Raw genomic sequence first — 20084 nt, 5'->3', positions numbered from 1 at the left:
CACTTATGTTGCAGATTTCCTGTCCACCCCAGTCAGTGCTAAAAATCTCCCCAATAGACACTGTCCTAACGCACCGCTTTTTTCCGGATGAAACTGCATACCATACAAGGAGCCTCGACCTACAATAGCCGTTACCTCTACGCCCCCATAACTGCACGTAGCAAGCACATCTGTACGCTCCTCCGCAACGACGCGATAAGAGTGCACGAAATATACGTGACCTTCTTCTATCCCCTCAGCAAATGGATGCAAATATGCTGCCTGCTTCCAGCGCAGCTCATTCCAGCCCATATGCGGAACCTTATAGGAGCCGCCCTCGAAGCGTACTGCACGGCCTGGCAGCATGCCCAATCCCTCATGATAGCCATGTTCATCGCTTCCTTCGAACAGCAACTGCATCCCTAGGCAGATACCGAGCATCGGCTTGCCACTCTCCACGATCTCGTGCAGAGTGGGGATTAATCCACTAGCCCGCAGCGCCAGCATGGCGTCTCCGTATGCGCCTACACCCGGCAAAATGACACCCGCTGCTGTAAGCAAATCCTCACGGGAATTTGTCAGGATGAACTCATATCCCAATCGCTCTACAGCCTTGCTGACACTATGCAAATTCCCCATCCCATAATCGACTATGGCGATCATGAGCTACAGCACTCCTTTTGTAGAAGGGATGCCTTGTACACGTGGATCAATCGACGTTGCTTCATCGAGCGCCCGTCCAAGCGCCTTGAATACCGCCTCGATCATGTGATGCGTATTCTGACCATAATGAACGATGACATGGAGGGTGATTCTTGCCTCCAGCGCTAGCTTCCACAAAAACTCTTGTACAAGTTCTGTAGAGAATGTGCCCACTTGTACGGAAGGATAAGAGGCTCTATATTCAAAATGCGGACGGTTGCTCACATCTATCACCACTTGAGCCAATGCTTCATCCATCGGGATAAACACAGAGGCATAACGCCGAATTCCGGACTTATCACCCAACGCCTCTCTCAAGGCATGGCCAAGACAAATGCCAATATCCTCTACCGTGTGATGATCATCGATTTCAATATCGCCCTTGGCATTAACCTTCAAGTCGAAATGACCGTGCTTTGCAAACAAATCGAGCATATGAGTTAGGAAAGGAACGCCAGTATCCAGCTCGCTTTTTCCGGTTCCATCAATTGAAAATGACAATTGAATGTTAGTCTCGTTCGTCTTGCGGTCAATATCCGCTTGACGTGCACAATTGATCGCTTCCTGTACCATCAGAATTTCCACCCTTCTACTGAGGATTCTCGCTCCATTTTTATATCGAGGAATATTTCCGTTCAATGTGAGATTGCTGATTTACAGCATCATTTCACACCGCCAAAGGTGTCTTCTCTCCACTTCCCCACTATCTCTAAACCGTACTTTATATCTCTTTATATCTCTATATCTCCATAAATACTATTACTCTATGATTCGTTGTGTAACTCTTTCTTGTCATAAGATTGTTCACGCAATCGAACCTCAATTGCACGAGCATGCCCTTCTAGTCCTTCATGACGGGCCAGCTCTATAATGGCCGCCCCGTTGGTCAACAGCGCTTCCTTGCTGTAGCGAATTAAGCTTGATTTCTTCATAAACATATCTACATCGACCGGTGAAGAGAAACGTGCTGTTCCATTAGTCGGAATAATATGGTTCGGCCCTGCAAAGTAGTCCCCAACAGGCTCGGAGCTGTATGCGCCAAGGAAGATCGCTCCTGCATTTTCAATGAGACCGAGCCACTCCATCGGCTCCTCTGTCATAATCTCCACATGCTCAGGAGCCATCCGATTTACGAGCTTGACACCCTCTTGCAAATCCTGTACCACCAGAATTGCCCCATACTGTTCAATGGAAGCTCGGGCAATTGGATATCGCGGGAGCTCCTGCAATTGGCGATCTACTTCAAAGGACACAGCTTGGGCCAACTCCATAGAATCTGTCACGAGCACTGCCGATGCCATCTCATCATGCTCGGCTTGGGATAATAAATCAGCTGCCACATAGACGGGATTGGCCCACTTATCCGCTAACACGACAATCTCAGATGGGCCAGCAATACTATCGATATCAACAGTTCCATAAACTTCCCGCTTCGCGAGAGCCACATAGATATTCCCAGGACCGCATATTTTATCGACCGGAGCAATTGTCTCCGTCCCGTACGCCAATGCAGCTATCGCCTGTGCACCACCCACGCGGTAAATTTCCTTTACTCCAGCTTCAGCTGCGGCTACGAGAATATAAGGGTTAATCCCTTCCACTCCACCTGTAGCTGGGGGGGTAACCATCACAATCTCCTCTACACCCGCAACTTGGGCAGGAATAACGTTCATGAGAACAGAGGAGGGATAGGCTGCCTTACCGCCTGGCACATAGACGCCCACACGTTTCAGTGGACGCATAATCTGGCCTAACAGCGTTCCATCTGGTTCACACTCCATCCAAGATGTTCGCTTCTGTCTCTTATGGAATCGTCTGATATTGCTTGCAGCTTGACGAATTGCTGCTAAGAATGCTTGCTCCACTTGCTCGTACGCCTGTGAAATATCTGCCTCGGTTACACGAAGCTGCTCTTGGATCAGCTCTACCTTGTCATGCTCGCTTGTATATTTGAGAAGTCCGGTATCCCCTTCATATCGCACATCGCTTACAATACGCTTCACGCTGTTCAATTGATCCGGAGTTCCATAATCGACCTTCCGAGCCAGATTCCAATCTGCTGCCTGAATGATCCGCATCTCGTTCTCCCCCTCCTAAATCCCGCGCTGCTATAAGCATCATTCGACTTTCGTTTCATATTGTGTGCTTGTTTATCCTAACGAAAATGCTGCTGACGCTGGCGTCTCCAATGACTGGGGCACAATACCCTGTAACCGGTCGCACAGCCCTTGAATTGCCTCGCTCTTCATTCGGTAGCTAACTCGATTGGCTATCAATCGGCTAGTAATGCCGAACATCTCTTCCAGCTCAATCAGACCATTCTCTTTCAGTGTCTTACCCGTTTCCACCATATCTACAATTCGATCCGCCAGGCCGATTAAGGGAGCTAATTCGATTGAGCCATTGAGCTTAATCACTTCCACCTGCTGGCCTTGCTCTCGAAAATATTGAGAAGCTACATTTGGATACTTCGTTGCTACCCGCAAATGGCTGACCGGCTTCCATGAAGGCAATCCGATAACCGACATCCGGCAGCGCGCAATTCCGAGATCCAGAAGCTCATATACATCCTTGTTCTCTTCCATCAATACATCTTTACCGACAATGCCGATATCAGCAGTGCCATACTCCACATAGGTCGGCACATCAACAGGCTTCGCCATGATGAACTGCATCCCCGCTTCCAGTACATCAATAATCAGCTTGCGCGAGTCATCTTCATCTTCTGGCACATAGAGTCCGGCTTGCCGAAACAGGGCGGATGCCTGCTTATAAATACGTCCTTTCGGCATTGCAACCTTTAGCCACTCCTGCATAAGTCGTTCCTCCTTCGTCATCAAGCCCGATTCGTAAAGGCAAGCATCTCGATTCCGCAATTGCCGCAAGCATTGGAATGAACTTCTGCCTTACCAACTCCATCACGTTGATCCTCACATACAGTGCCAATAAGTTGTGTCACTACGTTTTTGCCTTCCTTTCGCAAACGCGCAGCTTCTTGAAATGCTTCTTGACGGTGAAGCTCATCATAGCGAATGGTCATTACCTGCTCCCCTTCATCAGCTGCACCACAACTGCCAGAAAGTGCATCTACGATACGCGTCGTCTGCAGTGCGAACCCCGTCGCAGGAGCAGGTCGACCGAACTGCTGCAACAAATTGTCATAACGGCCCCCGCTCATGACAGGAAAACCCGTATCTGCCGCATAACCCTCAAATATCGTACCCGTGTAATAAGAGAAATCACCCAGCATCGTTAAATCCAATACGATATGCTCTTCCACGCCGTACGCCATCAGCACATTCCATACCTGCTCCAAATGCCGGATCGACTGCTGTATAGCTGACACATCAGCTATACCTCGAGCTGTCTCCAGCACCTCACGCCCCCCACGCAAATGCAATACTTTCTCCAGGTAATTTCTGTACTCCTGTTCAATAGATAGGCTATTCACAAGCTCTCGATAACCAACTACATCACGCTGCACCAGGCGAAGCTTCAACTGTGTCTGCACCACTTCCTGATTGGGAAGTGCGCATTCAAGCAGCCCTTGCAAAAAGCCATGATGCCCAAGCGCAACCTTAAAACGTTCAATACCCGCCGCCTCCAGACAAGCAATTGACAGTGCAATCACCTCAGCATCGGCATCGGGTGAGCCGTCTCCTATCATCTCCGCTCCTGTCTGATAGAACTCCGCTTCGCGTCCAGCCTCCTCCTCCATAGAGCGAAAAACGTTGGCATGATAAGACAAACGGATTGGGAACGGTTCCTTGCCCAGCAAGGAACCAACCACTCTCGCAATGGGCGCTGTCATATCAGAACGCAGCACCATCGTTGTACCGCGCTGATTTAACAGCTTGAACAGCTTGTGGTCAGAGGTAGAGCTCGCTGCACCTACCGTATCGTAATACTCCATGGTCGGCGTTATGATTTGCGCATATCCCCAACTATCCATCGTGCGGAGTGCCTTGCCTTCCACTACACGCAGCCGTCGCACGGCTTCCGGTAAATAATCACGCATACCCGATGGCTTTTCAAACATTCTCGGCTTTGTCATTGGATCACCTCGGAAAAAGACTTTAGTGAGTTAATATATTAACAAGTTACCTTATTAGCAAGTTGAAGAAATTTAATGGTAATATTATCACGTATTGTTTGCTCCGTCAATCCATTTTCAACCTCTCCTTAATCTACTTTGTTTGACTTGTTGACCCCTTCATTGTCAGCTTTTGCATAAGCAGAGAAGGACGCCCGTTCCTTGCATACTGCAAGAATACAGGGCGTCCTCCGTCTGATGACAATGTATGAATTTTTACCTTATACTATTGTTAAGATGCATTGCTGTGTCTAGCCACATCAATTGTTGCGACTGGCTTTTTGCGGTTCATCAAATAGCGCGGCGAAGCACCTAGTCCAAATGAAGCGCCAGGTATTATCGGATTGCCCCATATACGAATATCCACGACATCCCGAGCGCGAACAGATATCCGCCTCCAATGAATAAAGGATACAGCAGCGGACTCCCCTTATACCAAGGGAACTTCCGATATACGGCGAGAAATACAGGATGAATCAAATAAATGCCGAATGACAAATCACCTAACTGAGACAAAAGCTTCCGCCCCAGATTCGGAAGACGCCGCTCCAAATAGAACGCAAGCTGCATAAGTACAATCGCTGAAAGCATCGTGTGTCCATTCCAAAGCAGTTCGTAGATCAGAGAATGCATCTCTTTGCCTGTTGAACGCGTCCAATACCAGATCTGCACATGCAGCAGTGCAAATGCGAGCCATGACAGCCAGATAGCAGCCGTCATCAGCTTATAACGCACCGAGCAAGCTCGTCCAATAGAATCAAGCCACGGACGTATATTGTGAAAATGTATCCCTAAGTAAGCACCTAAAAAATAAAAGCTTATGTATGACAGCTAAATACTCCCTTTCGCTGGAATTTGCACACCGTATTTGTTCCATACGACAAACCCCCATTGCAAGCAAGTCCAAGCGGAATAGCCCAAGCCACGATTCGCCGTGAACGGAACAGCAAGAGCAGCAATGGAAACAACAAATAAAATTGAATGCTGATGTACATGAAATATAGATGCGTATAAGTTGTCCCTGTTAACAGCTTGTTTACGAATAAAGGAGCCGCTTCGCTCCACGATTGATCCGAGTACAGTGTTACCTGTACAAAAGCAAAATAAAAAAGAGAACAAATTACATACGGAATACATACATAGAAAAATCGATTTTTATAAAACTTTCCCAACACACTGACCTGCAGCTTATCGCCTCCGTAGTTATAAAAAAGAACAAAGCCGCTTAACAAAATAAACGTAGGCGTTCCATACTTAAAGAAAATGTTAAAGAAGGTATATCCGTAAAATACGCTCGATTTCTTCATAATTGCTGCGGTTTCTGATGTAGCGTGCACACTAATGACACCAAGCATGGCAAGTGCCCGCACGATAGAAAGAGTAGAAATACGATCTTTTCGTGGCTCTATTGCATCCCTCCCCGCTACGTCAGGTCTTTGCCGATGCATTCATTTAACAAAGACAGACCCACGTACGTATTGTTTTCTAACTTGGAGGCTGTAAAGTTATCTGCTTTTGTTGGCTTTGTTTCGTTGTGCCTCCACCTTTTTTCGGCAGTGCCCCGATGAACATCCAACTATCTTGAAATATAGCGATGGGTGAAATTCTAAGAGTAGGTTTGTCTCCTTATTAAGTTAAGTCCATATACCATGACAAGTCTATTAGGCTTCAACTTTGACGGGCAGTCTAAAAACTCCAGAATAAAATAACAAGTGGTAAAGGGAAAAAGGGGAGAAGAATGAGCTGTAATCGTTTGGGGTAGAACTCCTTTAAGGAATATTCAATGAGGATAACCCTTGTCATCATAAGTATAGAACATGTCGAAGCCTTTCAGGCAGCAAGAAGGCCTACAGCAAAATTTGCTGAACATATAGAAAAAAGTTATAGATGAAAATAGGTCATTCGTATACTCTGCCTTAATCGTCTATGATGTTGCATGAATGCACACTATGTCCAACATCGCAATAGCTCTATAAGATAGATTAGGGTGAAGAATTCTTTACTTATTGCTCATATTATTTTATCTCCCCCATTACCGAGAGCCTAATGATGTCGAATTATAGAGGCAACTCGGCAATACAAATTATTAATTCCGACAACTTGTGAGGTTATTTCCCGGGAAACAACCTCACAACCTGTTGAACATCGTCAATCTTATATTTAATACCGAACACCTGATGAAGCTGAGCGAGCTGAAGATACCAAATGTCCTTTTTTTTCACCGGCCTCAGCTCAGAGTATACCGGCTCCTGATTCCATCGTACCGTATAAGAAGTCTTGGCACGCCCAAGCTGAGCATCCTTGCCCTTATTCCCCATTCGCTCTAACAGATCAGATGTTCTAATCTTCTGATTGCCTGCATTAATACGGAATCCATTCGTAGTCGTGCGTTGATTGATGCCCGGCTTCACAGTGAAAGTAACATAGATGCCCAACTGCTTGCATACATCAAGAACATCCTTGTTAAAAGATCCATACGGGAAAGCAACCACACTGTACGTGTTGCCAAGCATTTGCTTCAATCGCATTTCTGCCCGCTGAAGATCCTGTTTGGCCCGAGCTGTAAATTCCTCACGCGTCTCCTTGCGATGGAGCTTTTTCAAATACTGAGGCTTGGACAACATCGGCCTCAAAGTGCCCTTCTCGTTAACCACCGTGTATGCATGGGAATTGTAGGTATGGCTGTAAAAGCTCATACCATTACGCTTCATCTCGCGCATTTGTTCCCAAGTCAGCTTTGGTCTTCCTACACTTTTTCGATTATCAATCGTTGACACAATTACAAAATTCGTCGCTGGAATATGATACTTCTGCATAATCGGGTACACTTCCGTATAGAACGATTCATAGCCGTCATCGAATGTCATCAAGACAGCATTCGGCGGAATCTGCGCCCCATAAAGCATAAAGTTTATATACTGATCCATGGATATAAAATTGTAATTGTTATGAAGCAGAGCCTGAATCTGCTCCTCTAATTGATTCGGTGAAATGAAGGTGACATGATCTGGATTCTTCTGAATATTGTGATACATTAGTGTTATCACTTCATCACGATAATGGAGCGGTCTGTATTCCCAATGTGATTTCAGATTATCCGTTGAAGACATCTCCAATTGTTTGTCTGTCGTACGCACTTGAATGCCAAAGGCTTTCTCTAGGGCGTCGGCTGGGACATACCACTCATTCCCCATCAACAATGCTTGCTCTTCAAAGCCATTATACCCATCCCATACAATACGGTGTGATTGCGCCTGTACTCCATCCGTATTCAAGAACAGCGTGCAGCATAGAAGAGCTATGAGCAATATGACACCTACAGTGCGTTTCTTTCGCATGTTGTACTTCCCTCTTCTTCCAGTAACATTACACCTATTTTAAACTAACCTACTTCTCAATTGTTGACATTATTGTTTCCATGTACAAATTGTTTGTAAATACCAAAAAAGTGGCAGGTGGGGAGCCCCTTTCCTACCACTTCTCGGCTGATTCTTCTATTGTGTGGATGGTTCTGTCATGAGAGCTGCATCCCGAATGACCCGCATAGGATTGCCGCCTACCATTTGACCAGGCAATACGTCTTTGTACACGACCGTTCCCGCAGCGACAACCGCGTGATCCCCAATTGTGACACCAGGTAAGATCGTACTATTGGCCCCGATCATGACATGGCTGCCGATACGCACAGTTCCGAGTCGATATTCATGTGTCAAATATTCATGCGCCAAGATCGTGGAATTATAGCCGATTATCGTATTATCCCCGATCTCAATTCGTTCAGGGAAGAAGACATCCACCATCGCCATCAGACCGAAGGCTGTGCACTCTCCAACCTTCATACGCAGAAGCCTGCGATAGATCCACAGCTTCAGTCGCAGGGATGGGCTATACCGTGCAATTTGAATGCAGATGAAGTTCCACATTCCTTTCCAAGGACTGACCGTACGGTAAATTTGCCACAGACTATTCGGTCCTTCGACAGGATGCCGCTCCACATCTCTCACTTTTATTTCCGCTCCAATCCGACCAATGCGTACAAATCACGCATGTCATGAATAATATGGCGTGGCTCATATTGACGAAGTACAGCTTCTCCTTTCAGTGACCAAGCTACGCCGCATGATACAACACCAGCAGCATTCGCAGCTTGTATATCTGCAGGACTATCGCCGACCATAATCGTCTGTACTGGATCTGCCTTCAGTGCTTCAACAGCACGAAGCACAGGTTCAGGGTGCGGCTTCGGATGAGTCACATCCTGAACGGTAACAATCGTGCTCAAATAGTCGATTAGACCGAACATGCGCAGGGCCCGCTCTGTTGTAGCCCGCATTTTCGTCGTCACAACACCGAGCTGAATCCCTGATGCATGCAGCTCAGCCATCACTTCCTTCACATAAGGAAATTCACGTACAAGCTCGTCATGACGCGTAACGTTGTATTCTCGGTAAGCTGCCACCAGCTCATCAACCTGATCCTGTCCTGTAAAAATTCGAATTTGCTCTTCTAGCGTAAGCCCCATACTTGGGATAATATGTTCACGTGTGAACGGCGACGGCGTCTTATCTCGCAGTACGTGGAGAAAGGTCTCGATGATAAGCTCATTCGTATCGATAATTGTGCCATCCAAATCAAATAGTACCGTTCGTATCATTTATACTACTCCTTCTTGCTATCATGATCTAGTTGTTGGTTATCTGTCCCTTTATCCGCTACTTCCAATTCAGAAGAGTCCGGTGAGCCCTGCATGCTCTCCGCTGCTTCTTCCACAGATACTTCTTCGTACTTTGCATTCTCGACTGCCATGGTCTTCTGAACAGGTGCCTCTACTTGGGGCAAACTCCCGGCAGCTCCTGTACCTGCCTCTACACGAATCGCGGAAGTCATCGGCGAATTATAAGGAACTCGCGCAGCTCCTGTCATACGACGAGCGATAATAAGAATAACGCCCGCTACAATTAAGAAGATGGCGAGCAACTGCGAGATGCGTACATTGCCATATGCAGGATCTAAATAGCCTGGCTCGAATACGACTGTCATTGGAGACCACAGTCCATCAATCAATGATACTACCCAGTCTGATCCTTGATACGCCAAGCTATCCGTACGCAGTCCCTCAATAAAGAACCGCCCAATCGAATACCAGATTAGATAACTGATGAATACTTCACCGCTGCGCACATTGCGTAGACGGCGGAAGCCGAATAGCAGCAGCACCCCTGTGAAGCTCCACAGCGATTCATATAAGAAGGTTGGGTGGTGGAATATACCTTGAACGTTCATTTGATTCACAATGAAATCAGGAAGATGCAAGGTGTTGCGCAAAAACGCTTCCTCAATCGGCCCGCCATATGCTTCTTGGTTCACATAGTTGCCCCAGCGTCCGATAGCCTGTCCAATTAGAAGCCCAGGTGCACAGATATCCGCAATCCGCCAAAACGAATAGCCCTTCTTGCGGACATAAATCATCGCACAGATAACTGCACCAATTAGGGCACCATAGATGGCAATGCCCCCATTCCATATTTTAAAGACATCTACCCAATTGTCTTTATATTCATCCCACTTAAACGCCACATAATATGCACGCGCCCCTATCAAAGCGGAAGGCACACCGAACAATAGCAAATCCATAAAGAAGTCCTGGGATATGCCGAATCTCTTTCCTTCCCGCATTGCGAGCAGCAGACCAACCAATGCAGCGGTACCTAATATAATCCCGTACCAATGCACCTTCAACGGCCCTAGCTGAATCGCTATCGGATCTAGCAGCATTGTTGCCATGCTTTACACTCCTTCATGTATATAGGTTACGCTTATGATCAATCAAAATCATCCATATCCTCGGCAATCGTTTCTGTCAGCTTGTTCGTAAACTGCAATGCCGCATTGTAACCCATACGCTTGAGACGATAGTTCATGGCTGCCACTTCAATAATAACGGCCAAGTTCCGTCCTGGACGAACCGGTACCGTAACGAGTGGAACATCCGTGTCAATAATTCTGGTTGTCTCCTCATCAATGCCTAAACGATCATATTGCTTATCTTGTTGCCAATTCTCCAAAGAAATGACCACGCTGATTCGCTTATTGTTACGAATGGCGCCTGCCCCGAACAATGTCATAACGTTAATGATGCCGATGCCGCGAATTTCAAGCAGATGGCGAATAAGCTCTGGTGCCGAACCGTGCAGTACATTGTCAGAAGTTTGACGGATTTCTACTGCGTCATCCGCTACTAGACGATGTCCGCGCTTAACCAGTTCTAATGCAGTCTCACTCTTACCAATCCCGCTGCCGCCAGTAATAAGCATTCCGACACCATATACATCGACCAATACGCCATGAATGGTGGCCGTTGGTGCCAGCTTCTTCTCCAGGAAGCTCGTAATGCGGCTAGACAGAATCGTTGTTGCGATGCGTGAGCGCAGTAAGGGTACTCCCTGCTCTTGGCATACGTCGATAATCTCCTTCGGAACATCGAGTCCTCTTGTTACGATAATGCAGGGCATCTCTTCCGAACAGAACAATTGCATCCGTTCACGCTTCGTTTCTGGGGAGAGCATCTCGAAGAAAGCAAGCTCCGTCTTGCCGAGCAGCTGTACACGTTCCTTCGGGTGATATTCAAAATATCCGGCCATCTCAAGCCCCGGTCGATGCAAATCATCAACAGTAATTGTCCGCTTCAAGCCTGTATCGCCAGCCAAAACCTCCAGATGGAACTGCTCCACCATTTCGGAGACCTTTACCTTTTTGGCCATCGTCGTTCACTCCTTCGTCTCCGGCATTGCTCACAATCGCTTACGTCCTGTTATGATGCTAATAATGCCGTATCTCTTTGTATTCATCGTATAGGAAAAGCTCGCTTTTTTCAACGTACCTCACTTCGCAAACACAACAACGGAATAATCAAAGAGAATATTTCTATATTTAGTTGAGGGGAAGCAGGAAAATCCCCTATTTTCACGAATATTTCAAATTACTTACGGAAAAGGAGGTGGATGATATTTATCCGGATTCCTCACCCTTCGTTACTGCGAATCATAAAACCCGTTAAAAGTAGGAATCCGATCCTTACCTATAATGACTTCCCTGTCAGACCCATCCGTCCATCCCTTATCTTTGAACGAAGGAGGCATTCTCATGAATCGAAGTCCGTTACGATTGGTAATGAATCCGCTTCCAAGGTCGTTTACAGCCCTTGCTCTTGTATTCGTCCTCTTGCTGTCCATCTTTCCTTCCACAGTACTCGGAGCAGCTGCTCCATGGTCGCCGAGCACCGCATACAAGTCCGGAGATCTCGTCTCCTACAGTGGGAAGACATATGCTTGCCTCCAAGCTCACACCTCTCTTACTGGTTGGGAGCCGCCAAATGTACCTGCGTTATGGAAGCTGTCAGCTGATGATCCCGGCGACACCACACCTCCTACAGCTCCAACTAACCTGCGCGCAGCTTCGATTGGCACTGCCGAGATCGCATTAATATGGAATGCAGCTACGGATAACATCGGCGTTGTATCCTATGAAGTATACAATGGTTCACAGCTTGCAGGATCAACGAATTCCACTTCATACACTGTCAAAGCTCTAACACCTGACACTTCTTATTCATTCACCGTCACCGCTCTGGATGCAGCAGGCAACCGATCCACACCAAGCAGCAGCCTTGTCGTTCGTACGAACGCCGCGCCTGTCGATACTGATCCGCCTACAGCTCCTACCGGATTGCAACTGCTGTCAGCTACCCCAACCAGCTTAACGATAGCGTGGAATTCATCCACAGACAATATCGGCGTTGCGGGATACGATATCCTGCTTAATGGTTCTGACGCTGCTTCCACAGCCAACACCACTTACACCTTGACAGGACTGAATGCCGCAACTTCCTATACCATTCTCGTTCGTGCATTCGACACTGCTGGCAATCGCTCTGCGGATAGCAATGTCCTTACGGCCGACACACCTCAAGTTCCGATTGGCTCCAGTTCGAAGCAATTAATCGGATACTGGCACAACTTCGACAACGGATCATCCAATATTCGATTAAAGGATATATCCTCACGCTACGATATTATTCAAGTGGCATTCGCTGAGCCTATCAGCGATAGGGCAACAATGGCCTTCACGCCATACAACGCAACGAAAGAACAATTCAAGGCTGATATCGCCCTGCTCCAATCGCAAGGGAAGAAGGTACTCATCTCCATCGGCGGAGCAAACGGCACCGTCGAGCTTACCTCTGTAACAGCGAGAGATAATTTCGTCCGCTCCATGAACGATCTTATTCAGGAATACGGCTTCAACGGGATGGATATCGATCTGGAAGGAAGCTCATTGGCCTTAACCGGTGCCGACACTGATTTTAAAAACCCAACAACACCGAAAATCGTCAATCTGATTAGCGCAATTCATTCCATCCTGTCAAACAAACCTACAGACTTCATGCTGACAATGGCACCAGAAACCGCGTATGTACAAGGAGGCATGGTCGCATATGGCGGGCCATGGGGAGCCTATCTGCCAGTAATTTATGCGTTCAAGGATCGCTTGAATATTCTGCATGTTCAACATTACAATACGGGCTCTATCACCGCATTAGATGGACGATCCTATAGTCAAGGCACGGCCGACTTCCAAGTTGCCATGGCTGAAATGCTGCTGCAGGGCTTCCCGGTCAATGGCAACGCTGCAAACCGCTTCCCTGCACTGCGCGAAGATCAAGTCGCGATTGGCTTGCCGGCTGCTCCTGCTGCAGCAAGCGGAGGCTATACCTCTCCAGCAAATATTGATAAGGCATTACAATATCTCGTTAAAGGCACTTCTTATGGAGGATCCTATCAGCTAATCAAGTCATCCGGTTACCGCGGCTTCCATGGAGTCATGACATGGTCTATCAACTGGGATCAAGCAAGTGGCAACAGCTTCTCGAAAGCTGTCCGTACCTCACTGAATGGATTGCAGCAATAAGGGAAATTCCGAATCTGTATCAGTAAAATAGATTTCACTCAACTGTCCAAAAGTATAACCGATTGAACTTGGAAAAGTTCGATTCGGCCATTTTCTCTCTTATACATTCTCGTTAAGGCTACACATCTATCAAATTAAAACTAAATCGGGATATATATGGTATATGAAGTTCATAACTGCCTTTCAAAAAGTCATTAAAAGGTTGAAATAAAGACTCCGTGGGAAATGGAAGAGATAAAAAGGCTGGCCCCAAGGGACCAGCCTTTTTATTTTATATTGAATTAGTTCTCGAACAAGTTCAACTCGGAATCTTTGTCGAAAATATGGATTTTGTTCATGTCGATAGCAAGCTTCACGTTTTGGCCTTCTTTCGCGTTAGAACGTCCGTCTACGCGAGCGATAACCGTTTCCTTGCCTACACCTGTCAAGTACAAGAACATTTCATGACCCATGTTCTCTGTAACTTCGATAGCCGCAGTGAAGATGCTGTTAGGGGAAGCTTCCAAGAATACAGGCTCTTCATGGATATCTTCGGAACGCACGCCGAGAATAACCTCTTTGCCCACATATCCTTTTTCTTTCAAGATTTGTGCACGACCTGCAGGAACTGCTACATCCAAGCCAGTTGCCTTGAAGCGGAAGTTGCCGCCTTCTTCGGACAATAAACCTGTAATGAAGTTCATTGTAGGGGAACCGATGAAACCTGCAACGAACATATTAACCGGATGATTGTACAATACGTCTGGGGAAGCTGCTTGTTGAATGATACCATCTTTCATAACAACGATACGGTCACCCATTGTCATTGCTTCGATTTGGTCATGCGTTACGTAAATAACAGTGGTTTGCAAACGCTTAGCAAGCTTGGAAATTTCCGCGCGCATTTGACCACGCAATTTTGCATCCAAGTTAGAAAGTGGTTCATCCATCAAGAATACTTGTGGTTCACGAACGATCGCACGACCCAAGGCAACACGTTGACGCTGACCACCGGACAAAGCCTTAGGCTTGCGGTCAAGCAAATGCTCGATGTCCAAGATGCGAGCTGCTTCACGAACACGTTTGTCAATATCTTCTTTTTTGAACTTACGTAATTTCAAACCGAACGCCATATTTTGATACACGTTCATGTGTGGATACAAAGCGTAAGATTGGAAAACCATCGCGATATCGCGATCTTTAGGAGCAACGTCATTCACAAGGCGATCGCCAATGAACAATTTACCTTCAGAGATTTCTTCAAGACCTGCGATCATACGCAGTGTTGTCGACTTACCGCAACCAGATGGGCCTACCAATACGAGGAACTCTTTGTCTTGAATGTCCAGGTTAACATCCTTAACTGTTGGATTTTCTGCACCCGGATACTTCTTGAAAATATGTTCTAAACGTACGCCTGCCATGTGCGTTTCCCCCTTATAGTTAGATAAAATGTAATCGGTTACTTTCGATACATTTATCTTACCGGAACCCTGTACAAATAACTATACACAATCTGCACAAAAAATGAATGTCCTATTTTGTTACTTTGTACAATAGCAATATGAGTTTTACCAACACAGCATCCGTAAACTGACGAACATCCAACCCCGTCTCATGCTTAATTTTATCTAATCGGTATAATAGCGTATTGCGATGAATATAGAGACGTTTTGCCGTTTCGCTAACACTACAATCATGCTGAAAGAACGTATCTAAAGTTGACAAAGTCTCCGGATCATTAAAGCTGTCGGCCTTTGTTACGACCCGCTGAAGGAACTGCTTGCGCACCCCATCCGGTATACTGTTAACAAGCCGTTCTAAATGCAGCTCCCAAGGAAGATGGATGTTGTCCGTGACATGAAAGGTACGTCCCAAATACATCGTCTCTCTGAGCTGGCTTACAACCGATGGCATTCCCTTCACTGGAGCAAATGGATAACCAATTGATAACTGACTATCCCCTACCCATTCACTCGCTAGTAGCTCATACAGCCCTAGACAGAATGAAGTTAGCTGTTCCTCCATCGTTTCCTTGGATTCCACATCTTCGTCTGCTTCACTGACTTGAATCAGCTGCTCTGGGCATAAAATAAGCCATTCCTTGTCCGATAAAGGTAGCAAAATTAAGTCCCCACCAAAGTAGGATTTAAGCAGCTTATATAAATGCTTGTATCCCGGATTCTCCCGATGAGCATGCTCTGCCACCAACAGAAAGGGTACACTCTGCGTAAACATTTTTGTTTTCCATGAGAAGGAATCCGGAATTTCCGCGGTCGTATCGCCATCCTTCATATGCTCAATAATCCATTGACTTATAAGATAGGCCTGCTGCTCATCCGTTACATGTGCACTATTCATTGCAGGTTTCGACTGATGCTGCATCCATAGAACAAGCCCAAGCCATTGGAGATCTTGCGCTGATAATGTGCTGCCATCCAGCTTCATAACCTCTGTTGTCGTTTTGCCAGGCTTCCATAATAGAAACCATTGACCATCTCGCTTTACCATCGCAAGGGGGGATGACGGTAAATTATCCTTCTCTTCCACCGCTGTTGATACCCACTCTTCCCACTGTGCCGTTGGAATGTGTAACGACTCTAAGCGCATACCCGTTAGTCGCTCGATCTGCAGTTGCAATGCTTGCTTATCCATCATCGCTCTCAACCCATTTCGTCCAGCATAAATTACTTCCATTGTACCATATCAAGATGCAAAAAAACCGATTAGGCTGCCCCAACCGGTATCTATGTAGCGACTATGCTTTATGTGCTATTAGGCAGACTGTTTCTCTTGCCTTATGCGAATCAAATGATCTGTGATTGAAACGGTAACTATGCTACAACCATAAATAATACCAGCCGTCCATGGCTTACCGATTGCGTCAAACCATTTAGCAATACCAAACCCGATAAAAACTGTCGCTACAAACACGACCGCTCGTATTAACCATTTCATCATGCTATATTCACCTTCATGTAAAATATACGTGAACATACAAAAAAACCTCAGCTTTCGCTGAGATCGATTGAAAAAACTGGTGAGCCATGAAGGACTCGAACCTTCGACACCCTGATTAAAAGTCAGGTGCTCTACCAACTGAGCTAATGGCTCGCAAATGGTGGAGGATGATGGATTCGAACCACCGAACCCGGACGGGAACAGATTTACAGTCTGCTGCGTTTGGCCACTTCTTTGCAATGGTGGCTCGGGACGGAATCGAACCGCCGACACAAGGATTTTCAGTCCTTTGCTCTACCAACTGAGCTACCGAGCCATATTCAATTAAAAAAAGTGGGGGTTGACCTCCACTTTTACTTGAGATAAAAATCCGCTCTACCAACTGAGCTACACTCTTGGGTATCTCTCCAATTCGTTAAGGTGCGTAATACGCTTGTCCACCGTATTATACGCGATTCATGATACAATTACAAGGCTTGAACCTTGAAAGCGGGTCAGAATTTACCTGACAAGGAATTTCGCTACCTTAGGACCGTTATAGTTACGGCCGCCGTTTACTGGGGCTTCGGTTCATAGCTTCGCCTTGCGGCTAACCACTCCCCTTAACCTTCCAGCACCGGGCAGGCGTCAGCCCGTATACTTCGCCTTGCGGCTTCGCACAGACCTGTGTTTTTGCTAAACAGTCGCTTGGGCCTTTTCACTGCGGCCCCCTCGGGCTATTCACCCTACCGAGGCACCCCTTCTCCCGAAGTTACGGGGTCATTTTGCCGAGTTCCTTAACGAGAGTTCTTCCGCGCGCCTTAGAATTCTCTTCTCACCTACCTGTGTCGGTTCCGCGCTTACCCTATCCTCCTGCGTCCCCCCATTGCTCAAATGGTGAGGAGGTGGTACAGGAATATCAACCTGTTATCCATCGCCTACGCCTTTCGGCCTCGGCTTAGGTCCCGACTAACCCTGAGCGGACGAGCCTTCCTCAGGAAACCTTAGGCATTCGGTGGAGGGGATTCTCACCCCTCTTTCGCTACTCATACCGGCATTCTCACTTCTAAGCGCTCCACAAGTCCTTCCGGTCTTGCTTCACAGCCCTTAGAACGCTCTCCTACCACTGTTCGAAGAACAGTCCGCAGCTTCGGTGATACGTTTAGCCCCGGTACATTTTCGGCGCAGAGTCACTCGACCAGTGAGCTATTACGCACTCTTTAAATGGTGGCTGCTTCTAAGCCAACATCCTGGTTGTCTAAGCAACTCCACATCCTTTTCCACTTAACGTATACTTTGGGACCTTAGCTGGCGGTCTGGGCTGTTTCCCTTTCGACTACGGATCTTATCACTCGCAGTCTGACTCCCAAGGATAAGTCATCGGCATTCGGAGTTTGACTGAATTCGGTAACCCGGTAGGGGCCCCTAGTCCAATCAGTGCTCTACCTCCGAGACTCTTACCTTGAGGCTAGCCCTAAAGCTATTTCGGAGAGAACCAGCTATCTCCAGGTTCGATTGGCATTTCACCCCTACCCACACCTCATCCCCGCACTTTTCAACGTGCGTGGGTTCGGGCCTCCATTCAGTGTTACCTGAACTTCACCCTGGACATGGGTAGATCACCTGGTTTCGGGTCTACGACCACGTACTCAATTCGCCCTATTCAGACTCGCTTTCGCTGCGGCTCCGCATCTTCTGCTTAACCTTGCACGGGATCGTAACTCGCCGGTTCATTCTACAAAAGGCACGCCATCACCCGTTAACGGGCTCTGACTACTTGTAGGCACACGGTTTCAGGATCTCTTTCACTCCCCTTCCGGGGTGCTTTTCACCTTTCCCTCACGGTACTGGTTCACTATCGGTCACTAGGGAGTATTTAGCCTTGGGAGATGGTCCTCCCGGATTCCGACGGAATTTCACGTGTTCCGCCGTACTCAGGATCCACTCAGGAGAGAACGAAGTTTTGACTACAGGGCTGTTACCTCCTATGGCGGGCCTTTCCAGACCTCTTCATCTACCTCGTTCCTTTGTAACTCCGTACAGAGTGTCCTACAACCCCAAGAGGCAAGCCTCTTGGTTTGGGCTGGTCCCGTTTCGCTCGCCGCTACTCAGGGAATCGCATTTGCTTTCTCTTCCTCCGGGTACTTAGATGTTTCAGTTCCCCGGGTCTGCCTTCTCATATCCTATGTATTCAGATATGGATACCACTCCATTACGAGTGGTGGGTTTCCCCATTCGGAAATCTCCGGATCAAAGCTTGCTTACAGCTCCCCGAAGCATATCGGTGTTCGTCCCGTCCTTCATCGGCTCCTAGTGCCAAGGCATCCACCGTGCGCCCTTTCTAACTTAACCGTTAAAAAGAATCACTACGTGATATCTTGCATTACTAATTGAATGTGAATTACTTCTGTTATCTAGTTTTCAAAGAACAACATCTCGAAGAATCGAATGATCCTTCAAAACTAAACAAGACAGGGAACGTTCTGTTTATAAGACCCAAGGTCTTATATTCCGTTAGGGGCATGATGATTTGACGTCATCCCCACCTTCCTCCGGTTTGTCACCGGCAGTCAATAAGGGGCATGATGATTTGACGTCATCCCCACCTTCCTCCGGTTTGTCACCGGCAGTCACTCTAGAGTGCCCAACTGAATGCTGGCAACTAAAGTTAAGGGTTGCGCTCGTTGCGGGACTTAACCCAACATCTCACGACACGAGCTGACGACAACCATGCACCACCTGTCACTCTGCCCCCGAAGGGGACGTCCTATCTCTAGGATTGTCAGAGGATGTCAAGACCTGGTAAGGTTCTTCGCGTTGCTTCGAATTAAACCACATGCTCCACCGCTTGTGCGGGCCCCCGTCAATTCCTTTGAGTTTCAGTCTTGCGACCGTACTCCCCAGGCGGAGTGCTTAATGCGTTAGCTGCAGCACTAAGGGGCGGAAACCCCCTAACACTTAGCACTCATCGTTTACGGCGTGGACTACCAGGGTATCTAATCCTGTTCGCTCCCCACGCTTTCGCTCCTCAGCGTCAGTTACAGACCAGAGAGTCGCCTTCGCCACTGGTGTTCCTCCACATCTCTACGCATTTCACCGCTACACGTGGAATTCCACTCTCCTCTTCTGCACTCAAGTTCCCCAGTTTCCAATGACCCTCCCCGGTTGAGCCGGGGGCTTTCACATCAGACTTAAGAAACCGCCTGCGAGCCCTTTACGCCCAATAATTCCGGACAACGCTTGCCACCTACGTATTACCGCGGCTGCTGGCACGTAGTTAGCCGTGGCTTTCTGGTTAGGTACCGTCAAGGTGCCGCCCTATTTGAACGGCACTTATTCTTCCCTAACAACAGAGCTTTACGATCCGAAAACCTTCATCACTCACGCGGCGTTGCTCCGTCAGACTTTCGTCCATTGCGGAAGA

At 47.3% G+C, this 20084-nt stretch carries 16 protein-coding genes, 2 tRNA genes, 1 rRNA gene and 1 other annotated feature; of the genes, 1 reads left to right on the top strand and 18 read right to left on the bottom strand.

What is annotated here, in order from left to right; all coding sequences use genetic code 11:
• Positions 1 to 3: 3 nt before the first annotated feature.
• The 12 genes from hisH to hprK form a co-directional block, all read right to left on the bottom strand.
• A complete protein-coding gene (gene hisH / locus NO352_RS22715; protein ID WP_268599518.1) occupies positions 4 to 642 on the bottom strand; it encodes an imidazole glycerol phosphate synthase subunit HisH in 639 nt (212 codons plus the stop codon).
• 3 nt (positions 643 to 645) lie between these two features.
• On the bottom strand, positions 646 to 1254 hold the full coding sequence (gene hisB, locus NO352_RS22710; protein WP_005545759.1) for an imidazoleglycerol-phosphate dehydratase HisB: 609 nt from the start codon (positions 1252 to 1254) through the stop codon (positions 646 to 648).
• Between the two features lie 191 nt (positions 1255 to 1445).
• The gene (gene hisD / locus NO352_RS22705; RefSeq protein WP_289356825.1) at positions 1446 to 2759 is read right to left on the bottom strand and encodes a histidinol dehydrogenase; all 1314 of its coding nucleotides are present in this window, start codon (positions 2757 to 2759) and stop codon (positions 1446 to 1448) included.
• 72 nt (positions 2760 to 2831) lie between these two features.
• On the bottom strand, positions 2832 to 3497 hold the full coding sequence (gene hisG / locus NO352_RS22700) for an ATP phosphoribosyltransferase (protein ID WP_289356824.1): 666 nt from the start codon (positions 3495 to 3497) through the stop codon (positions 2832 to 2834).
• 20 nt (positions 3498 to 3517) lie between these two features.
• Positions 3518 to 4735 (bottom strand): ATP phosphoribosyltransferase regulatory subunit, encoded by a 1218-nt coding sequence (locus NO352_RS22695; RefSeq protein ID WP_289356823.1) that lies wholly within the window; start codon positions 4733 to 4735, stop codon positions 3518 to 3520.
• A gap of 375 nt (positions 4736 to 5110) precedes the next feature.
• Positions 5111 to 5548: an acyltransferase family protein gene (locus NO352_RS22690; RefSeq protein ID WP_289356829.1), complete on the bottom strand. Its 438-nt coding sequence runs from the start codon at positions 5546 to 5548 to the stop codon at positions 5111 to 5113.
• Positions 5549 to 5592: 44 nt separating this feature from the next.
• Positions 5593 to 6111, bottom strand: a complete 519-nt coding sequence (locus NO352_RS22685) for an acyltransferase family protein (protein ID WP_289356822.1) — start codon at positions 6109 to 6111, stop codon at positions 5593 to 5595.
• A gap of 771 nt (positions 6112 to 6882) precedes the next feature.
• On the bottom strand, positions 6883 to 8112 hold the full coding sequence (locus NO352_RS22680; RefSeq protein ID WP_289356821.1) for a polysaccharide deacetylase family protein: 1230 nt from the start codon (positions 8110 to 8112) through the stop codon (positions 6883 to 6885).
• Between the two features lie 156 nt (positions 8113 to 8268).
• On the bottom strand, positions 8269 to 8778 hold the full coding sequence (locus NO352_RS22675) for an acyltransferase (RefSeq protein ID WP_268620444.1): 510 nt from the start codon (positions 8776 to 8778) through the stop codon (positions 8269 to 8271).
• 2 nt (positions 8779 to 8780) lie between these two features.
• Positions 8781 to 9428: a pyrophosphatase PpaX gene (ppaX, locus tag NO352_RS22670; RefSeq protein WP_005545744.1), complete on the bottom strand. Its 648-nt coding sequence runs from the start codon at positions 9426 to 9428 to the stop codon at positions 8781 to 8783.
• Positions 9429 to 9433: 5 nt separating this feature from the next.
• Positions 9434 to 10558, bottom strand: coding sequence for a prolipoprotein diacylglyceryl transferase (lgt, locus tag NO352_RS22665; protein WP_289356820.1), 1125 nt, complete (start codon positions 10556 to 10558; stop codon positions 9434 to 9436).
• Positions 10559 to 10596: 38 nt separating this feature from the next.
• Positions 10597 to 11535: an HPr(Ser) kinase/phosphatase gene (gene hprK, locus NO352_RS22660; protein ID WP_289356819.1), complete on the bottom strand. Its 939-nt coding sequence runs from the start codon at positions 11533 to 11535 to the stop codon at positions 10597 to 10599.
• Positions 11536 to 11917: 382 nt separating this feature from the next.
• On the opposite strand from hprK, the gene NO352_RS22655 reads away from it, so the two are divergent.
• Positions 11918 to 13741: a fibronectin type III domain-containing protein gene (locus NO352_RS22655; protein ID WP_289356818.1), complete on the top strand. Its 1824-nt coding sequence runs from the start codon at positions 11918 to 11920 to the stop codon at positions 13739 to 13741.
• Positions 13742 to 14022: 281 nt separating this feature from the next.
• Here the strand turns inward: NO352_RS22655 and NO352_RS22650 are convergent, their stop codons facing one another.
• From NO352_RS22650 to NO352_RS22625, 6 genes are all read right to left on the bottom strand, one after another.
• Positions 14023 to 15144 (bottom strand): ABC transporter ATP-binding protein, encoded by a 1122-nt coding sequence (locus tag NO352_RS22650; protein WP_005545735.1) that lies wholly within the window; start codon positions 15142 to 15144, stop codon positions 14023 to 14025.
• A 112-nt stretch (positions 15145 to 15256) separates the two neighbouring features.
• A complete protein-coding gene (locus NO352_RS22645) occupies positions 15257 to 16378 on the bottom strand; it encodes a PucR family transcriptional regulator (RefSeq protein WP_268599524.1) in 1122 nt (373 codons plus the stop codon).
• Between the two features lie 117 nt (positions 16379 to 16495).
• Positions 16496 to 16681, bottom strand: coding sequence for a hypothetical protein (locus NO352_RS22640; protein ID WP_289356817.1), 186 nt, complete (start codon positions 16679 to 16681; stop codon positions 16496 to 16498).
• Positions 16682 to 16758: 77 nt separating this feature from the next.
• Positions 16759 to 16834, bottom strand: a tRNA-Lys gene (locus tag NO352_RS22635).
• Between the two features lie 87 nt (positions 16835 to 16921).
• A tRNA-Phe gene (locus NO352_RS22630) sits at positions 16922 to 16997 on the bottom strand.
• A 95-nt stretch (positions 16998 to 17092) separates the two neighbouring features.
• Positions 17093 to 19012, bottom strand: a sequence feature (23S ribosomal RNA rRNA prediction is too short).
• A gap of 71 nt (positions 19013 to 19083) precedes the next feature.
• Positions 19084 to 20084 (bottom strand): 16S ribosomal RNA (locus NO352_RS22625); the annotation flags it as partial.

Source organism: Paenibacillus sp. S-12, from assembly GCF_030363895.1.
GTDB lineage: Bacteria > Bacillota > Bacilli > Paenibacillales > Paenibacillaceae > Paenibacillus_B > Paenibacillus_B alvei.
Note: the sequence above shows the minus strand (reverse complement) of the source record. Positions and strands in the feature narration are given on the sequence as shown.